Here is a 16,474-nt window from a genome sequence, read left to right as displayed (position 1 = left end):
CCGGCGGCAGGGTTGCGATCTTGAAGAAAGCCTACGTCAAGTCCTACGGCTGCCAGATGAACGCCTACGACGCCGGCCGCATGGCCGACGTGCTGGCGGCCGAGGGCTACAGCGCGACGGACTCGGTCGAGGAGGCCGACGTCGTCGTCCTCAACACCTGCCACATCCGCGAGAAGGCCGCCGAGAAGGTCTATTCCGAACTCGGGCGCCTGCGTGTGCTCAAGGGCGAGCGCGCTGAGAGCGGGCAGGATACGCGCATCGTGGTGGCGGGCTGCGTCGCGCAGGCGGAAGGCCGCGAGATTTTGTCCCGCGCGCCTGCCGTGGACGTGGTGGTGGGCCCGCAGAGCTATCACCGCCTGCCGGACCTGCTGCGCCAGTCACGCGAGACCCGCGTCGTCGACACCGAATTTCCGGCCGAGGACAAGTTCGACCACCTGCCGGCCCGGCGCAACCGCGGCGTCACCGGCTTCCTGACCGTGCAGGAGGGCTGCGACAAGTTCTGCGCCTTCTGCGTCGTGCCCTATACCCGCGGTGCGGAGGTCTCGCGCTCGGTGGCGGCGGTGGTGGACGAAGCGCGCCGCCTCGTCGAGGGCGGGGTGCGCGAGATCACCCTCATCGGCCAGAACGTCAACGCCTATCACGGCGACGGGCCGGACGGCGCCCCCGCGACGCTCGGCCACCTGATGGACGCGCTCTCCGCGGTGCCGGGCCTCCTGCGCCTGCGCTACACGACGAGCCACCCCAACGACTTCGCGGATGATCTCATCGCCGCGCACGAAACAAACCCGCTGGTGATGCCCTACCTGCACCTGCCGGTGCAGTCGGGCTCGGACCGCATCCTCCACGCGATGAACCGGCGCCATACGGGTGACGCCTACCGGCGGCTGATCGAGCGCATCCGGAATGCGCGGCCCGACATCGCCTTGTCCTCGGACTTCGTCGTCGGCTTCCCCGGCGAGACCGATGCCGACTTCGCCGAGACCCTACGGCTCGTCTCCGACGTCGGCTTTTCGGCGGCGTTCTCGTTCAAGTACAGCCCGCGGGCCGGCACGCCCGCGGCGGAGCGCGAGGATGCGGTGCCCGAGGCGGTGAAGACCGAGCGGCTCGCCGCCCTTCAAGACCTCCTCGACCGTCAGCGCCACGCCTACAACGCGGCGAGCGTGGGCACGCTCACCGAGATCCTGGTCGAGAAGACCGGCCGGCATCCGGGCCAGGTCGCGGGCAAGACGCCGCATCTCCAGGCGGTTCAGTTCGATGCGCCCGCCTCCACCATCGGCACGGTGGTGCCGGTGCGCATCACGCGGGCGGGCTCCAACAGTCTGTTCGGCGAAGCGCTGGAGGGTGCGGCGGCGGCCGCGTGACCTATATGAGGCCCATCACCATGCCGGATCTCTCGCGTGCCGATTGACGTTGCGTCCGCCCGTGGCCCTGCCGGCCGCAACAACCGCCCCTCACCGGGGCGTCCGGGTCTCGCCGAGGCCGTGGAGGTCTCGCTCACCTTCGACGACAACCGCCTCGCCAGCCTCGTCTTCGGCCAGTACGACCAGAACGTCGCCCATATCGAGCGACGGCTCGGCATCACCGGCACGGCGCTCGGCAACCACCTCGTGGTCAAGGGCACGCCCGAGGCCGCCGAGAAGGCACGCCGCGTGTTCGAGCGGCTCTACACGCGGGTGCAGAAGGCCGGCACGACCCTGACGCTGGGCGACGTGGACGGGGTGATCCAGGAGGTCACCGTCCAGGGCAACCTGTTCCCCTCCGCCGAGATCGTCGCCGATAATGGCCGCGAGCAGTTTGAGCAGATCGCCACCCGCAAGCGCGGTGCCGTGCGTGCGCGCAACGCGGCGCAGAGCGACTACATCAAGCTCCTGCGTGCCAACGAACTCGTCTTCGCCGAAGGCCCCGCCGGCACCGGAAAGACCTGGCTCGCGGTCGGCCACGCCGTCTCGCTGCTGGAGCAGGGCCATGCCGAGCGGCTGATCCTGTCGCGCCCGGCCGTCGAGGCCGGCGAGCGGCTCGGCTTCCTGCCCGGCGACATGCGTGAGAAGGTCGATCCGTATCTTCGCCCGATCTACGATGCGCTCTACGACTTCATGGAGGCGCGCCACGTCGATCGCGGCCTTCAGACCGGCATCATCGAGATCGCCCCGCTCGCCTTCATGCGCGGGCGCACGCTGACCAATGCCGTGGTGCTGCTCGATGAGGCGCAGAACACGACCTCGATGCAGATGAAGATGTTCCTGACCCGATTGGGCGAGAACTCGCGCATGATCATCACCGGCGATCCGAGCCAGATCGACCTGCCGCCGGGCCAGAAATCCGGCCTCGTCGAGGCGGTCAACGTCCTCGACGGCGTCGAGGGCATCGGCCGCGTGCGCTTCCGCGACGTGGACGTGGTGCGCCACGACCTCGTGCGCCGCATCGTCACGGCCTACGAGTCCGCCGCCCACGGCGAGGGCGAGGCCGACCGCAACCCGAACCCGCGGCGCCGGCCGCTGGCGTGAGCCTGCACCGACCGACATGAGCGACAACGAGATCGACATCGCCGTCGAGGATGCGCGTTGGGAACAGGCGATCCCCGAACTGGAGGCGTTCACGCTGCGGGCCGTCGAGGCGGGATTGGCAATCCTGCCCGATTCGGCCGCCGGCCCCGTCGAAGTGAGCGTCCTGCTCGCCGACGACGCCACCGTCCAGGACCTGAACCGCACATGGCGGAACAAGGATAAACCCACCAACGTGTTATCGTTTCCGGCCGCGGAGCAACCGTTCCAGCCGGGTCTGGCGCGGCCCCTCGGCGATGTGGTTCTTGCGTATGACACGCTCGTGCGCGAGAGTGCGGAGCAGTCGAAGCCCTTCGAGCACCATTTCGCCCACCTCCTCGTTCATGGCACCCTTCACCTTCTCGGACAGGACCATGAGACCGGCGAGGCCGAGGCCGACGCCATGGAGGCGCTCGAGGTCGCCGCGCTCCGCGCGCTCGGCATTCCGAATCCTTACGACGACTGAACTCCGGCACTCCCGCCGTATCCAGCCTAGAGACCCATGACCAACGACCGAAGTCGCGGCGCGGCCCTGGCCGCGCCAGCCGCGGACGCCGAACCGCCCCCACGCGAGGCGTGGTACGATCGTCTGCTGAACGTCTTCCAAATGCGTCCGCGCGACTCCCTGCGCACCGACATCGAGGAGGCCCTGGCCGAGCCCGGCACGGGTGAGGACGCCTTTTCTCCCCTCGAGCGCGCCATGCTCAAGAACGTGCTCGGCCTGCACAAGGTGCGCGTCGACGATGTGATGCTGCCCCGCGCCGACATCGTGGCAGTGGCCAGCGACACCAGCCTCGGCGATCTTCTGAAGCTGTTCCGCACCGCCGGCCATTCGCGCCTGCCGGTCTACGGCGAAACCCTCGACGATCCCCGCGGCATGGTCCACATCCGCGACTTCGTGGAATACCTCGCCACCCAGGCGGAAGCCGCCCCGCGCCGGGCCGCGCCGCAGCCCGTGGTCACCGGCGCCGAGGCCAAGCCGACGCCGCGCCCGCGCCGCACGGCTTCCGCCCGCGGCGCGCTGCGCAGCCTCGATCTCGGCAAGGTCGATCTCACCGCAACCCTTGCCTCCACCCGCATCCAGCGTCCGGTGCTGTTCGTGCCGCCCTCCATGCCGGCCATCGACCTGCTGGTGCGGATGCAGGCCACGCGCACCCACATGGCGCTGGTCATCGACGAGTATGGCGGCACCGATGGGCTGATCTCGATCGAGGATCTGATCGAGATGGTCGTCGGCGACATCGAGGATGAGCACGACGTGGCCGAGGGCCAGCTCGTCAACCGCATGGAAGGCGAGACGGAGGCATACATCGCCGACGCCCGCGCCGGCCTTGCGGAGGTGTCGGCGGCCACCGGACTCGACCTCGCCGCCGCCTTCGGAGAACTCGCGGAAGAAATCGACACGATCGGCGGCCTGATCGTCACGCTGGCTGGCCGGGTTCCGAAGCGCGGTGAGCGAATTCCCGGCCCCGACGACCTCGAATTCGAGGTGCTCGACGCCGACCCCCGGCGGGTCAAGCGGATCAAGCTCCAGCGCGCGCAGGCCAAGATCGGCACCGTGGTGCCGCTCGCCCTGCCGCCGCCCCGCCCGGCACCGCACGCACCCGACACCGACACGGCGCAGGTCGCTGAATCCGGCCGGTAAAGCATCGTCCCGAAAGGCGGCCTCCGGCTTTCGGGAACGAGACGGCGCGAGCAAGGCTGGCGCATTCCGACGACGTGTTCATCGCAAGGAATGCACCTCATGCTAACGATCACGAGACAAAGCGATACGGCATGACCGCTCCGCTCGGCCGCTCGCCCGGTGCCGGAATAGGCTCGGCCGCGGCACGGATCGGCCTCTTCGAGGCCATCGCGCACCGGATCATCCTGAGCCACGGCTGGACGCGGGCGGCGATCGCCGTCGCGGCGGGCGCCTGCGGCGCGCTGGCGATGCCACCCTATGGCCTGTTCCCCGCGCTCCTCGTCTCGCTCTCGATTGCCGTCTGGCTGATCGACGGCGCGGCGATCGATGGCTCCGGGCGGCGCACGGTATGGGTTTGCGCCGGGATCGGCTGGGCCTGGGGCTTTGGCTACTTCACCGCCGGACTGTGGTGGCTCGGCGCCGCCTTCCTCGTGGAAGCGGACCAGTTCGCCTGGGCGCTGCCGCTCGGCGTCGTCGGCCTGCCGGCGGTGCTCGCCCTGTTCTTCGCCGCGGGCTTTGCCCTCGCACGCCTCGTCTGGTCGCGGGGGGCCGCCCGCATCGCGGCGCTCGCCTTCGGGCTCACGGCCGCCGAGTGGCTGCGCGGGCACATCCTGACGGGCTTTCCCTGGAACACGCTGGGCATGGCGCTCGGGGGCAACCTCTGGACGATGCAGGCCGCCTCGCTCGTCGGCCTCTACGGCCTGACCCTGCTCGCGGTGCTGATCGCCGCCGCGCCCGCGACGCTCGCCACCGGCGCGACACCGCGGGGCCGGTTCGGGCCGGCTCTGGCAGGCCTCGCAGCGCTCGCGGGGCTTGCCGCCTACGGCGCCGGGCGCGTGCCCGCCGCGCCCGATCCGACCGTGGCGGGCGTGCGCCTGCGGCTGATCCAGCCCAACATCCCGCAGGACGACAAGTTCGGCTCGGAGAACCGCGAGCGGATCGTCGGCAAGTATCTCGAACTCAGCGACCGCGCCCTCTCGCCCGACCGCACCGGCATCGCCGACGTCACCCACCTGATCTGGCCGGAATCGGCCTTCCCGTTCCTGATCCAGCGCGACCCGCAGGCGCTCGGGCGGATCGGCGCGGCTTTGCCCGAGGGCAAGCAGCTCATCGCCGGCGCCGCGCGGGTGCGCGAGCTGCCCGACGGCGAGCGGCTGACCCGCGAGAACGCCGTCTTCTTCAATTCGATCCTGACGATCGGCGCGGGCGGGCACTTCGGCGACCTCTACGACAAGGTCCACCTCGTCCCCTTCGGCGAATACCTGCCGGGGCCGCTCGATGCGCTGCTGCGGGCTGTGGGTCTGCGCCAGTTCGTCTCCATCCCCGGTGGCTTCACCGCAGGCGATCGCGCCGGCCAGCGCATCCTCAACGTGCCGGGCCTGCCGCCGGTGGCGGCGACGATCTGTTACGAGGCGATCTTTCCCGGCGCGATCCTGCCGCCCGATCCGGCCGAGGGTGCGCCCGCCGTGCCGGGGCTGATCCTCAACCTCACCAACGATGCGTGGTTCGGCGACACGCCGGGCCCGCGCCAGCACTTCGCGCAGAGCCGGCTGCGGGCGGTGGAGGAGGGGTTGCCGCTGGTGCGCGATGCCAATTCCGGCATCTCAGCGGTGGTCGATGCCCATGGCCGGATCGTCGCGAGCCTTCCGCTCGGCATCGAGGGCGTACTCGATGCGAGTTTGCCGGCAAGGCTGCCCGGACGAACTCTCTACGCCGCCTTCGGCGATCTGCCGTTCGGGGCCGGCCTCATCGGCTGCCTCCTGCTCGCACTCGCCGCGCGCCGCCGCCGGACTTAACGGCCAAGGTTAGATCGGAGAGCTTTCAAGACACCCGCGCGCGAATGGCGACGCATGCGCGACATTCGAGCAATCTTGGCCGTAGGATCATCCGTCATCGCCCGGCGTTCTTAAGACAACGGCCCATTTTTCGCCGGTGGAAACCGGTGCAGGCCATTCTCTCGAATTCCAAGGGAATGACGATGAAACAGATCTTCCTGGCCTCGGCCGTCCTTGCGGGCGCCCTGGCCTATCTTCCGGCGAGCGCTGACGCGCGCCCGATCGGTGTCGGCGGTTCCGGCGGCCTCGGCGGCGGCAACTTCCGCAGCGCTCTCGGCGCAGGCGGCGTGAGCGGGTTCGGCCGCGGCGGCGGCGGCGGCTTTGCCGGGGGCGGCTTCCGCGGCGGTGGAGCCGGTCTGGCCGGCGGTGGGTTCCGGGGCGGCGCCGGCCTGGCCGGCGGCGGCTTTGCCGGTCGCCCTGGGTTCGGCGTTGGTCGTCCCGGCTTCGGCAACGGCGTCGCGGGCGTGCGGCCCGGCTTCGGCAATCGCGGCTACTACGGCGGCAATCGCTGGCGCAATGCCGGCTTCTATCGCCGGGGTTACGGCTACGGCGGTCTCGGGCTCGGCCTGGGAGTCGGCGCCGGTCTCGGCCTCGCGGCAGGCGGCCTCTACGGCGGCGGCTACGGATATCCGGGTTATGGCTACGGCGGCTACGACGAGGGTTACTACGCGCCGGCCGGCTATTACGGCACCGAAACAGTGACGACCGGTGTCGCGCCCGGCGGTGACGACGACTTGGTCGCGGAGTGCGCCCGCCGCTTCAAGACCTACGATCCGCAGACGCAGACCTACGCCGTTCGTCGCGGCGTGCGTCGCTCCTGTCCGTAACGTTCTGAGACGATGGGAGCATTGATGCTCCCATCTTCTTCTCAAGAAAAACCCCGCCCGACGTGATGGTCGAGCGGGGTTTTTTACGTCTTTGGGTTCTCGGCCTTACTCGGCGGCAACCTTGTGCGAGGCGGTGCTGCCGTCGGTGTAGGTCTCTGCCTGGAGGCGCTTGTGCGGGGCGGCACGGCCGGGGAGGGGCGGCAGGGCCTTGGCCTTCTCCAGATCGATCCCGGCTCCTTCCGCGACGCGGCGGCCGTAATCCTCATCAGCGTGCCAGAAGTGCCAGACCATCCGAAGCTGGATGGCTTCCGGGCACTGCTTCATGTCGCCGACGAGATTGGCGATCAGATCCTCGCGCTCCCAATCCTGGAACGAACGGTAGCGCACACCGGCCTGGGTGTAGTCGTCCTCGGTGCGCGAGGTCTGGTAGCGGCCGAGATTACCGCTCACCGGCTGGTGGTAGTCGCGTGCCGGCTTGGGCGCCTCGCGCAGCCCTTCGCCGAGGGTCGACGGCTCGTAGTTGATGTGCCGGTTCTGGCCCGTCCCATCGACGCCGTAGGTCATCTGGCCATCGCGCTGGTTCGAATAGACCTTCACACCGGGCTGCGGCGCGTTGATCGGCAGCTGCAGGTAGTTGGCGCCGACGCGGTAGCGCTGCGTGTCCGAGTAGGACAGCGTCCGGCCCTGCAGCATCTTGTCGTCCGAGAAGTCGATGCCGTCCACGAGCACGCCCGTGCCGAAGGCCGACTGCTCGACTTCCGCGAAGAAGTTGTCCGGCACGCGGTCGAGAACCATGCGGCCGACCGGCAGCAGCGGGAAGTCTTCGACCGGCCACAGCTTGGTGTCGTCGAGCGGATCGAACGACAGGTGGTCGTTCGGGCCGTCGGGCATGATCTGCACGCAGAATTCCCACTCGGGGAAGTTGCCGGCGCTGATGTTGTCGTAGAGGTCACGCGTCGCGTGGCCGACGTCCTTGCCCTGAATCTCCGCCGCCTGGGCCGAGGTCAGGTTGCGGACGCCCTGCTTGGGCTCCCAGTGGAACTTGCAGAGCACGGCCTCGCCCTGGTCGTTGACCAGCTTGTAGGTGTTGACGCCCGAGCCTTCCATCTCGCGATAGTTGGCCGGAATGCCCCACGGCGACTTCAGGTGAGTCACCATGTGGATCGCTTCGGGGTGCTGCGCCACGAAGTCGAAGAAGCGCCATGCCTCCTGGCGGTTCGTCACCGGATCCGGCTTGAACGCGTGGATCATGTCGGGGAACTTGATCGCGTCGCGGATGAAGAAGACCTTGAGGTTGTTGCCCACGAGGTCCCAGTTGCCCTCGACAGTCTTGAACTTCACCGCAAAGCCGCGCGGGTCGCGCTCGGTCTCGGGCGATTCCTTGGCACCGGCCACGGTGGAGAAGCGCACGAACATCGGCGTCTTCACACCGGTCTCGTTCAGCACGCGGGCGCGGGTGTACTTGGAAGCCGGCTCGTTGCCGATCTTGCCGTAGGCCTCGAAGTAGCCGTGCGCGCCAGCGCCGCGGGCATGCACCACACGCTCGGGAATCCGCTCGCGGTCGAAATGAGTGATCTTCTCGATGAACTGGTAATTCTCGAGCGTCGCCGGTCCCCGCTCTCCGACCGTGCGCGTGCTCTGGTTGTCGCGGACCGGATGGCCCTGGCGGGTCGTCAGAATCGGGCGGTTCTCGCTCATGCGTCACTCTCTCTTTGAAACATCGGATGGTTCGGTCGGCCAGCGCAGGCGAGAGCCAGCGGGCCGAAACCTGGAACCATTCTCGCTCGCAGGTATGACCCAGGCATGACCCATTGGCAAATGCATCATTACAAACGACGTGATAGATGCAGCCTATGAACCTATCCGGACTCTCCCTGCGCGATCTCGAATATGTCGTCGCCGTCGCCGACGAGGGGCATTTCGGCCGGGCCGCCGAACGCTGCAACGTGAGCCAGCCGACGCTGTCCGTACAGGTGCGCAAACTCGAGAATGCGCTCGGGCTGACCTTGTTCGAGCGGTCCAACCGTCGCGTGTTGCTGACGGTTGCGGGGCAGAGGATCGTGCGGCAGGCCCGCGTGGTGCTCGGCGAGGCGCAGCGCCTGCTGGCGCTCGCCGTCGAGGGGCGCGGCTCGCCGCTCACCGGCCGGCTGGTGCTGGCCGCGATCCAGACGCTGGGGCCCTACTACTTCCCCCTGGTTTTGCGCCTGCTGCGCCAGGAATTTCCCCTTCTGACGCTGGCGCTCAGCGAGGCGCGCACCGCCGAGATCCTTGATGGCTTGCGTGATGGGCGCATCGACGCGGCCCTGGTGTCCCTGCCGGTCGCGGCTTCGGGGCTCACCCTCTCGCCGCTCTTCGTCGAGCCATTCCGGCTCGCCTGCCCGGTGGACCACGCCTTCGCCCAGGGTGCGGCGCCGCGGGCGGAAAACCTGAGCGGGCCGGACCTGCTGCTGCTCGACGAGGGCAATTGCCTGCGCGACCAGACCATCGCCGCCTGCGGTACCCTGCGCGGCGCGGGCCGGCACGCCACGAGCCTCGAAACCCTGCGCTCGATGGTGGCGGCGGGCGCCGGCTATACCCTGATTCCGGCCTTGGCGATTCCCTCCGGCCCCGATCCGACCGGGCTGACGGTGGTGCGCCACTTCGAGGGAGAGGGCCCCGGCCGCACCCTGGCTCTGGCATGGCGTTCCAGCGATCCGCGGGCGGCGGGCCTCGCGCATCTCGCGGCCTTCTTCCGGGCGCACGCGCCGCCCGGCACCGCCGCCTGCCGGGAGGATGAGGCCTACGGTGTCCCACCGCCCGGCGAGCGGGAGCGGTGGACCGCCTGAGCCCGCCGCCGAAGTCGGCGCCCCGGCCCCGTGCCGTGACAGTTCGGGGAAGAGCGTGTAGCGCGGGCCACGCGCAATTCCTCTCCCGCTCTTCCCCCGCGCGATCCAGCATCCAGGCCCGTGCCCGAGACCCGCATCCTCCTGCGCTGGGCGGCGCTCGTCGCCGTCTCGGCCGCTCTCGCCTACGGCTTGAGCCGCGCGCATTTCCCCGCCGCCTTCCTCCTCGGGCCGATGCTTGCCGCGATCGCCTTCGGGGTTCGCGGCGCCGGACTCTCGCTCGGCCGGCCGCTCTTCCTGGCAGCCCAGGCGGCGATCGGCTGCCTCGTCGCCCGCTCCGCAACCACCGAGATCGCCGCGACCCTGCGCGAGGACGGGCTCATCATCCTCGCGGTCGTCGGTGTGACGGTCGCGGCCGGCGCGCTCACCGGGCTGGCGCTCACGCGGCTGCGCGTCCTGCCCGGCACGACGGCGGCCTGGGGCTCGTCGCCGGGCGGAGCCGCCGCCATGGTGGCGATGGCGGAGGATTACGGCGCCGACCCGCGCTTGGTCGCGTTCATGCAGTACGTGCGCGTCGCCGCCGTGGTGCTCTCGGCCTCGCTCGCCGCGCGCCTTCTCGCCGACGTCGCCGGCCCGTCCGGCGCGGGCGCTCCCGGCGAGACGTGGAGCTGGCCCGGCCTCGCGGCGACGATCGCGGTCGCCGCCGCCGGGTTCGGCCTTGCGTCGCTGCTGCGGCTGCCCTCCGCCCCCCTGATCGGGCCGATGCTGCTCGGTGCGGGCCTGCACGCTGCCGGCCTTCTCGACATCGCCCTGCCCGCGCCGGTGCTCGATGCGGCCTACGCGGCGGTCGGCTGGTATGTCGGGCTGCGCTTCAACCGGCGCACCCTGGAAGAGACGCTCCACGCGCTGCCGGGGGTGCTGGCGGCGACCATCGGGATCATCCTGCTCTGCGGCGTCTGGGCCTGGATCCTCACCCACTGGCTCCCGATCGATTTCCTCACCGCCTTCCTGGCCACCAGTCCGGGCGGGCTCGATTCGGTGGCGATCATCGCCGTCGGCTCGCGGGTCGATGTGTCGTTCGTGCTGGCGGTGCAGACCCTGCGCCTGTTCGTGGTGCTGGCGACCGGCCCGATCCTCGCCAAGTGGATCGCCCGGGCGGTTCCAGGGGAGAGGCCGTGACCGCGCTCTACCTCGCCTTCCTAAATTCCTGGCGCGGCCTCGTCCATGGCGGTCGTACCGAACGGGCGGTCCGGCTCGAACTCGTCCTGCTGGCGCTCGGCCTGCCCGTGGCGCTCGTTCTCGGCGGCAGCCTGTGGGTGCGGGTGGCGCTCATCGCCAGCCTGCTGCTGATGCTCGGGGCGGAACTCCTGAACACCGCGATCGAGAAGCTGTGCGACCACCTCCATCCCGGCCGGCACGAGCGGATCGGCATCGTGAAGGATCTGGCCTCGGCCGGCGCGTTCCTGACGCAGGTCATCGCCGCCCTGATCTGGGCTGCCGCGGTGATCGACAGGTTTTAGAGCATCGTCCCGAAAGGTGGCTACCGGCTTTCGGAAAAGGACGATGCAATAACAAAAGCCCAGAGCATCATTTTCGAAGCCGGCCGTCAGCCGTCTTCCTGCTCGCTCCAGACAGCCCAGGTACCGCCGAACAGGGTGGCCGCGATGACGATCCACAGGCCGGCCCTGCCGACCAGATCGAGCAGCCACGCATGGACCGCCGAGAAGCCGAGATTCACGGCGCAATCCAGCACGCCGAGATAGAGAGACAGCGCCAGTAGCGCGACGGCGAAAGGCCGGCTCATCGATCCTCCGTCTCCTTCCAGAGGGCCCAGGCCCCCGCGAACACCATCGTCCCGATCAGAAGGCGCATCCCGGTATGGCCGATCCGGTCGAGAAGCCACGCATGGACGGCGGACAGGCTCACGTCCAGCATCCATCCCCACGCCGTCAGGATCACGGCAATGGCGACGACAATGAGGATTTTTGTCCAGACCGGCATGGCAGCCGCGCTAGCACGTTTGTGCAGGTGAGCCGAGCGACACAGGTGACACTTCGCCACAAGTCCTCTGAAAAATCCTGCGCATTTCGACACATCCGCCGGGGAACCTGCCCCATTCATGTGGCTCCGGACAGCAGATCGGCAGAATTGTGCCTTTTGTTGTTGTTTGCGACGGAGACCCGGCGGCGTCGAGCGAGTTGGGATCGTGGTGCACGCGAAGCCGGCTCCTCCCCTCCGAGCCCAACGACGCCTCTCACATCTTCGTGAAGAACGAATGGCAACCCTCTTCATCGCCGACACCCATTTCGGCGACGCCCGGCTCGTCGAGCGTCGGCGAACCGGCTTCGCTTCGGTGGAGGCGCATGACGAGGCGCTGATCGCCCGCTGGAACGCGCGGGTCGGGGCGGCGGACGAGGTCTGGCATCTCGGCGACTTCGCTGCCCATGCGAGCCGCAACCATTGCGCCAGCGTTTTCGCCCGGCTCAACGGCATCAAGCGGCTGGTGCGGGGCAACCACGATAGCAACCGCGTGCTCGACCTACCCTGGGCCGAGTCGCCGGTGGAAAGCGTCCGGATTTCGGTGACCGACGAGACCGGCCAGTCCTGGCGGCTGTTCCTGGCGCACTACGCCCACCGCGCCTGGCCCGGCCTGTGGCGCGAGACCCGCCACCTCTACGGACACACCCACGCGACGTTACCCGACACCACCCGCTCCTGCGATGTCGGCGTCGATGCCTGGGATTTTTCGCCGGTCGGTCTCGCGGAGATCATCGCCCGGCAGGATGCGGCGACGCTGGTGCCGGAGGAACTGGCAGCGTGGGCGATGCGCTGACGTCCCGTCTCAGCACAGCGTCAGCGGCATCGCCTCGATCACCGTCTCGGACAGGCCCCGCCGCTCCAGCGAGCGGCCAAGCGCCGGATTGAGCCCGGCCCCGCCGGTGAACACGGCGCAGGCGGGCGGCGCGTCGAGCGCGTGCGCGGGCATCTCGCCGAGAAGCTGGATCACCCGACGGGCGATGGCGGGAGCCGGGTCGATCCAAGTGACCGGCCAGGGGGCGAGGCGCTCGAAGCGGGGCAGCAGCAGCGGGTAGTGGGTGCAGGAGAGGCAGACCACGTCGGTGCGTCGTCCATCCGCCCCTTCCACGAAGCAGGGCCTGATCTCAGCCAGGATCGCTGCGTCCGAGACCGGCTCGCCGGCCATCTCGGCCTCGGCGTAGCCCGCGAGGTTCTTCGAGCCCACCAGCGTCACGGCACAATCGCCCGCGAAGTTCGCGACGAGATCGTGGGTATAGGCCCGCGCCACGGTGCCGGGGGTGGCGAGCAGGGAGATGAGACGGGTCCGCGTCAGCGCGGCGGCCGGCTTGATCGGCGGCACCACGCCGACGAAGGGCGTGACGAAGCGCTGGCGCAGCGCCGGCAGCACCAGGGTCGAGGCGGTGTTACAGGCGATCACCACGAGGTCGGGGGCGTGACGCAGGAGCAGTCGCTCCATCACCGCGATCACCCGCGCCACCAGCCGTTCCTCGGTCAGGGCACCGTAGGGGAAGGCCGCGTCGTCCGCGGCGTAGACGTAGGACGCATCCGGCCGGGCGCGGCGCACCTGATCCAGCACGGTGAGACCGCCGAGGCCGGAATCGAAGACGAGGATGACCGGCTGAGAATTCTGCGCCGGCAACGCCGCCGAAAGGGTCGCCCCTGCCATCAGATCGATCCGCATCACCGCCGCCCGGGCTCGCGCATCCCTAGAAACCGTGGGGCGTCGAGTGTCCGTCCACGACGGTTAAGGACACCTCACTGCGGCTGCAAAAAGGCTGCGCTTCGGGCGATGGCGGCTGCAGGTGCGACAAGGGGTGCGACGAACAGCTTGGCGGGCCTCCACGTTGTCAGACGACATTCGGCGTCTATTTCCGGCGCGCAACGGAGGAAGAGATTCCAACAATGGCAGCCGGTGCAGCACGTCTCACCCACCCTGAGCGCGGCGCGGCCTTCCCGCCGCCCCCGCTCGACGCCCGACCGATCGACCGCGACGCATGGATCGCCGCGTTCCGCACCGTGCGCGACGAGACCGAGAGGCGCGCCGCGCCGCTCTCGCCCGAGGATCAGCAGATCCAGTCGATGGAGGATGCGAGCCCGACCAAGTGGCACCGGGCGCACACGACGTGGTTCTTCGAGCAATTCCTGCTGCGCGAGCACCTGCCGGGCTACGCCATCTACGACGAGCGCCTGCACTACCTGTTCAACTCCTACTACGTGCAGGCGGGCCCGCGGCAGCCGCGCTTCCTGCGCGGGATGATCACCCGGCCGACCATGGCGGAGACCGCCGCCTACCGCACCCATGTCGACCGCGCGGTGACGGTGTGGCTGCGCGAAACCTCGGACGAGGCATTGGAGCGCGCCCTGCCGATCCTGGAGATCGGCCTCTACCACGAGCAGCAGCATCAGGAGTTGATGCTTACCGACATCCTGCACGCCTTCGCGCAGAACCCGCTCGATCCCGTCTACGATACGGGCTGGGCGATGCCCAACGCGCAGGCAAGCGCCGGTAAGGCTGCTCTTGAAAGAGGCATCACCCGGATCGGCCATGACGGGCACGGCTTTGCCTTCGACAACGAGAGTCCGCGCCACGACGTGCTGATGCTCGGCGCCACCATCGACCGCGGCCTCGTGACGAACCGCGACTGGCTCGCCTTCATCGAAGACGGCGGCTACGCGCGGCCCGAGCTGTGGCTCAACGAGGGCTGGCTCTGCGTCCAGCGCGAGGGCTGGGAGGCGCCGGGCTACTGGCTCCGGGATGACAAGAACTGGTCGATGATGTCGCTCGCCGGCCGCAAGGCCGTCGATCCGGCCGCGCCCGTCACCCATGTCAGCTACTTCGAGGCCGACGCCTATGCCCGCTGGGCCGGCCGCGATCTGCCGACGGAAGCCGAGTGGGAGGTCGCCGCCCGCGACGGCCTGATCGACGACGCCTTCGGCCTCGTCTGGCAATGGACCCGGAGCGCCTACGGCCCCTATCCGGGCTACCGCCCGGTCTCCGGTGCGCTTGGCGAGTACAACGGCAAGTTCATGTCGAGCCAGTACGTGCTGCGCGGCGCCTCGGTCGCGACGCCGGACGGGCATGCGCGGGCCGGCTACCGCAACTTCTTCTACCCGCACCAGCGCTGGCAGTTCACCGGCCTGCGGCTCGCCGACGCGCAGGGCTGATCCCCCGCCTCGCCCCCAACCCTCCCGCGGTCCCGGAGTAAGCCTTTGACGATCGACCCCCGCCTGACGGCATCGAGCCCCGCCGCCCCCATCTCCGAGAACGGCCTGTTCCTGGCCGATGTCTGGGACGGGCTCGGCACGAGCCCGAAGGCGCTGCCGGCAAAGTATTTCTACGACGCCGCCGGCTCCGCCCTGTTCGAGCAGATCACCGTCCTGCCGGAATACTACCCGACCCGGACGGAGCTCGGCATCCTCGACGCGCGCGGCCCCGAGATCGCCGCCCTGGTGCCGGAGGGTGCGGCGCTGGTCGAGTTCGGCAGCGGCTCGACCGCCAAGCTGCGGCGTCTGCTGCGGCACCTGCCGAGCCTCTCGGCCTATCTCCCCGTCGATGTCTCGGGCGAGTTCCTGCGCGAACAGGCCGAAACCCTGCGCGGCGACTTTCCCGATCTCACTGTCGAGCCGGTGGTCGCCGACTTCACCCGCGCCTTCGCCCTGCCCGACGGCTTCGGCGAGCGGCCTCTGGCAGGCTTCTTCCCCGGCTCGACCATCGGCAATTTCGAGCCCGGCGAGGCGACCCGCCTCCTCGATGTGTTCGGCCGCATCCTGGGACCGGGCGCGACGCTGGTGCTCGGCGTGGATCTCGTGAAGGACCGGGCCGTGCTGGAGGCGGCCTACGATGACGCGGCCGGGGTCACGGCCGCGTTCAACCTCAATCTTCTCCACCGCATCAATCGCGAACTCGACGGCGAGATCAGCCTCGAAGACTTCACGCACCGGGCCTTCTTCAACGAGGCGGCCTCGCGCATCGAGATGCATCTCGTCAGCCGCCGGGCGCAGACCGTGCGCGTGGCCAGCCGCAGCTTCGCCTTCGCGGAGGGCGAATCGATCCACACCGAGAACAGCTACAAGTACACCCTCGACGGGTTCCGGGCGCTCGCCGCCCGTGCCGGCTGGGCCTCGCTCGAGGCCTGGACCGACCCGGACGGGCTGTTCTCGGTCCACGCCCTGCGGCGCGAGGCGTAAGCTGGGCCTGTGATTGCGTGATCGCGATGCCCGACGAAACAATCGGGCATCGCCACAACATCGGCCGGCAATGCGGGCCGATCATGATCAACGGCAACACTTCCTCGTGGAGGCGACTCTTCCATGCGGAGTCGTTTCCATGCGCACGACCCTCGCCACTGCCGCCGACGCGCGCACGACCGATGCCACCGGAGAGGGCAGGGTGGCGGGAACGCTGACCTGCGAGACCCACACCGATCTCGGGCTCGTCTTCGGCACGGCGCGGGTCGCTGCCTGCACCTTCGTCGCCGAGGATGGCCAGCGCCGGCCCTACGCCGCGCTGCTTCCGCCGCGCGAGGGCGAGGCGGGTCCGCGCATCCTGGCGTGGCGGGTGGTCACCGCCGACGGGACGAGCCGCCCCGGCCTCCTCGATGGCAGCTTCAACGGTGACGCCGCGGGCGCCCTGCATGGCACCGCGGCACGCCTCTCCCCGCTCGACGCGGCGGCGGAGACGGACCTCCGCCTCGCCGCGGAGAGCCGCACGGAGATCGGCCTGCGCTGA

General features: G+C 69.4%; 17 protein-coding genes. 13 read left to right on the top strand and 4 right to left on the bottom strand.

Translation table 11 applies throughout. The features are described 5' to 3' along the window. Positions 1-20: 20 nt before the first annotated feature. The 6 genes from miaB to MKK50_RS03030 all read left to right on the top strand — a co-directional run bounded on the left by miaB (position 21) and on the right by MKK50_RS03030 (position 6,886). On the top strand, positions 21-1,361 hold the full coding sequence (miaB, locus tag MKK50_RS03055) for a tRNA (N6-isopentenyl adenosine(37)-C2)-methylthiotransferase MiaB (RefSeq protein ID WP_499020318.1): 1,341 nt from the start codon (positions 21-23) through the stop codon (positions 1,359-1,361). Between the two features lie 36 nt (positions 1,362-1,397). Beyond that, the gene (locus MKK50_RS03050) at positions 1,398-2,504 is read left to right on the top strand and encodes a PhoH family protein (RefSeq protein WP_499020316.1); all 1,107 of its coding nucleotides are present in this window, start codon (positions 1,398-1,400) and stop codon (positions 2,502-2,504) included. A gap of 16 nt (positions 2,505-2,520) precedes the next feature. Next, on the top strand, positions 2,521-3,006 hold the full coding sequence (gene ybeY / locus MKK50_RS03045) for an rRNA maturation RNase YbeY (protein WP_499020314.1): 486 nt from the start codon (positions 2,521-2,523) through the stop codon (positions 3,004-3,006). A 36-nt stretch (positions 3,007-3,042) separates the two neighbouring features. Further along, positions 3,043-4,185, top strand: a complete 1,143-nt coding sequence (locus tag MKK50_RS03040; RefSeq protein WP_253371041.1) for a hemolysin family protein — start codon at positions 3,043-3,045, stop codon at positions 4,183-4,185. Between the two features lie 131 nt (positions 4,186-4,316). After that, positions 4,317-6,020, top strand: a complete 1,704-nt coding sequence (gene lnt, locus MKK50_RS03035) for an apolipoprotein N-acyltransferase (RefSeq protein ID WP_499020313.1) — start codon at positions 4,317-4,319, stop codon at positions 6,018-6,020. Positions 6,021-6,202: 182 nt separating this feature from the next. Further along, complete coding sequence (locus MKK50_RS03030; protein ID WP_499020312.1) at positions 6,203-6,886, top strand: BA14K family protein; 684 nt, start codon at positions 6,203-6,205, stop codon at positions 6,884-6,886. A gap of 105 nt (positions 6,887-6,991) precedes the next feature. Here the strand turns inward: MKK50_RS03030 and MKK50_RS03025 are convergent, their stop codons facing one another. Beyond that, a complete protein-coding gene (locus tag MKK50_RS03025) occupies positions 6,992-8,584 on the bottom strand; it encodes a catalase (RefSeq protein ID WP_499020310.1) in 1,593 nt (530 codons plus the stop codon). Between the two features lie 155 nt (positions 8,585-8,739). Here MKK50_RS03025 and MKK50_RS03020 point away from each other — a divergent pair, with 155 nt between their 5' ends. The 3 genes from MKK50_RS03020 (at position 8,740) to MKK50_RS03010 (ending at position 11,228) form a co-directional block, all read left to right on the top strand. After that, positions 8,740-9,711: a LysR substrate-binding domain-containing protein gene (locus tag MKK50_RS03020; RefSeq protein WP_499020309.1), complete on the top strand. Its 972-nt coding sequence runs from the start codon at positions 8,740-8,742 to the stop codon at positions 9,709-9,711. 120 nt (positions 9,712-9,831) lie between these two features. Further along, the gene (locus MKK50_RS03015) at positions 9,832-10,887 is read left to right on the top strand and encodes an AbrB family transcriptional regulator (protein WP_499020307.1); all 1,056 of its coding nucleotides are present in this window, start codon (positions 9,832-9,834) and stop codon (positions 10,885-10,887) included. Next, positions 10,884-11,228, top strand: a complete 345-nt coding sequence (locus tag MKK50_RS03010) for a diacylglycerol kinase (protein ID WP_499020305.1) — start codon at positions 10,884-10,886, stop codon at positions 11,226-11,228. Before MKK50_RS03015 ends, MKK50_RS03010 begins: the two co-directional genes overlap by 4 nt. A gap of 86 nt (positions 11,229-11,314) precedes the next feature. On the opposite strand, the gene MKK50_RS03005 is transcribed toward MKK50_RS03010, so the two are convergent. Together MKK50_RS03005 and MKK50_RS03000 are read right to left on the bottom strand one after the other, a co-directional pair. Then, positions 11,315-11,512: a hypothetical protein gene (locus tag MKK50_RS03005; RefSeq protein WP_499020304.1), complete on the bottom strand. Its 198-nt coding sequence runs from the start codon at positions 11,510-11,512 to the stop codon at positions 11,315-11,317. Further along, a complete protein-coding gene (locus tag MKK50_RS03000; protein WP_253371026.1) occupies positions 11,509-11,709 on the bottom strand; it encodes a hypothetical protein in 201 nt (66 codons plus the stop codon). The genes MKK50_RS03005 and MKK50_RS03000 overlap by 4 nt, the downstream gene beginning before the upstream one ends. A 274-nt stretch (positions 11,710-11,983) precedes the next feature. Here MKK50_RS03000 and MKK50_RS02995 point away from each other — a divergent pair, with 274 nt between their 5' ends. After that, on the top strand, positions 11,984-12,541 hold the full coding sequence (locus MKK50_RS02995; protein WP_499020303.1) for a metallophosphoesterase family protein: 558 nt from the start codon (positions 11,984-11,986) through the stop codon (positions 12,539-12,541). A 9-nt stretch (positions 12,542-12,550) separates the two neighbouring features. Here the strand turns inward: MKK50_RS02995 and murI are convergent, their stop codons facing one another. Further along, positions 12,551-13,426 (bottom strand): glutamate racemase, encoded by an 876-nt coding sequence (gene murI / locus MKK50_RS02990; protein ID WP_499020301.1) that lies wholly within the window; start codon positions 13,424-13,426, stop codon positions 12,551-12,553. 221 nt (positions 13,427-13,647) lie between these two features. Between murI and egtB the strand changes: the two genes are divergently transcribed. The 3 genes from egtB to MKK50_RS02975 all read left to right on the top strand — a co-directional run bounded on the left by egtB (position 13,648) and on the right by MKK50_RS02975 (position 16,474). Continuing rightward, positions 13,648-14,910 carry an ergothioneine biosynthesis protein EgtB gene (egtB, locus tag MKK50_RS02985; RefSeq protein WP_499020299.1) on the top strand — a complete coding sequence of 421 codons (1,263 nt, stop codon included), beginning with the start codon at positions 13,648-13,650 and terminating at the stop codon, positions 14,908-14,910. A 45-nt stretch (positions 14,911-14,955) separates the two neighbouring features. After that, positions 14,956-15,933 carry an L-histidine N(alpha)-methyltransferase gene (egtD, locus tag MKK50_RS02980; RefSeq protein WP_499020298.1) on the top strand — a complete coding sequence of 326 codons (978 nt, stop codon included), beginning with the start codon at positions 14,956-14,958 and terminating at the stop codon, positions 15,931-15,933. 139 nt (positions 15,934-16,072) lie between these two features. After that, on the top strand, positions 16,073-16,474 hold the full coding sequence (locus MKK50_RS02975) for a DUF992 domain-containing protein (protein ID WP_499020297.1): 402 nt from the start codon (positions 16,073-16,075) through the stop codon (positions 16,472-16,474).

This window comes from Methylobacterium sp. J-043 (assembly GCF_022829505.1).
Classification (GTDB): domain Bacteria; phylum Pseudomonadota; class Alphaproteobacteria; order Rhizobiales; family Beijerinckiaceae; genus Methylobacterium; species Methylobacterium extorquens_A.
This window is presented reverse-complemented; position numbering and strand designations above follow the sequence as displayed.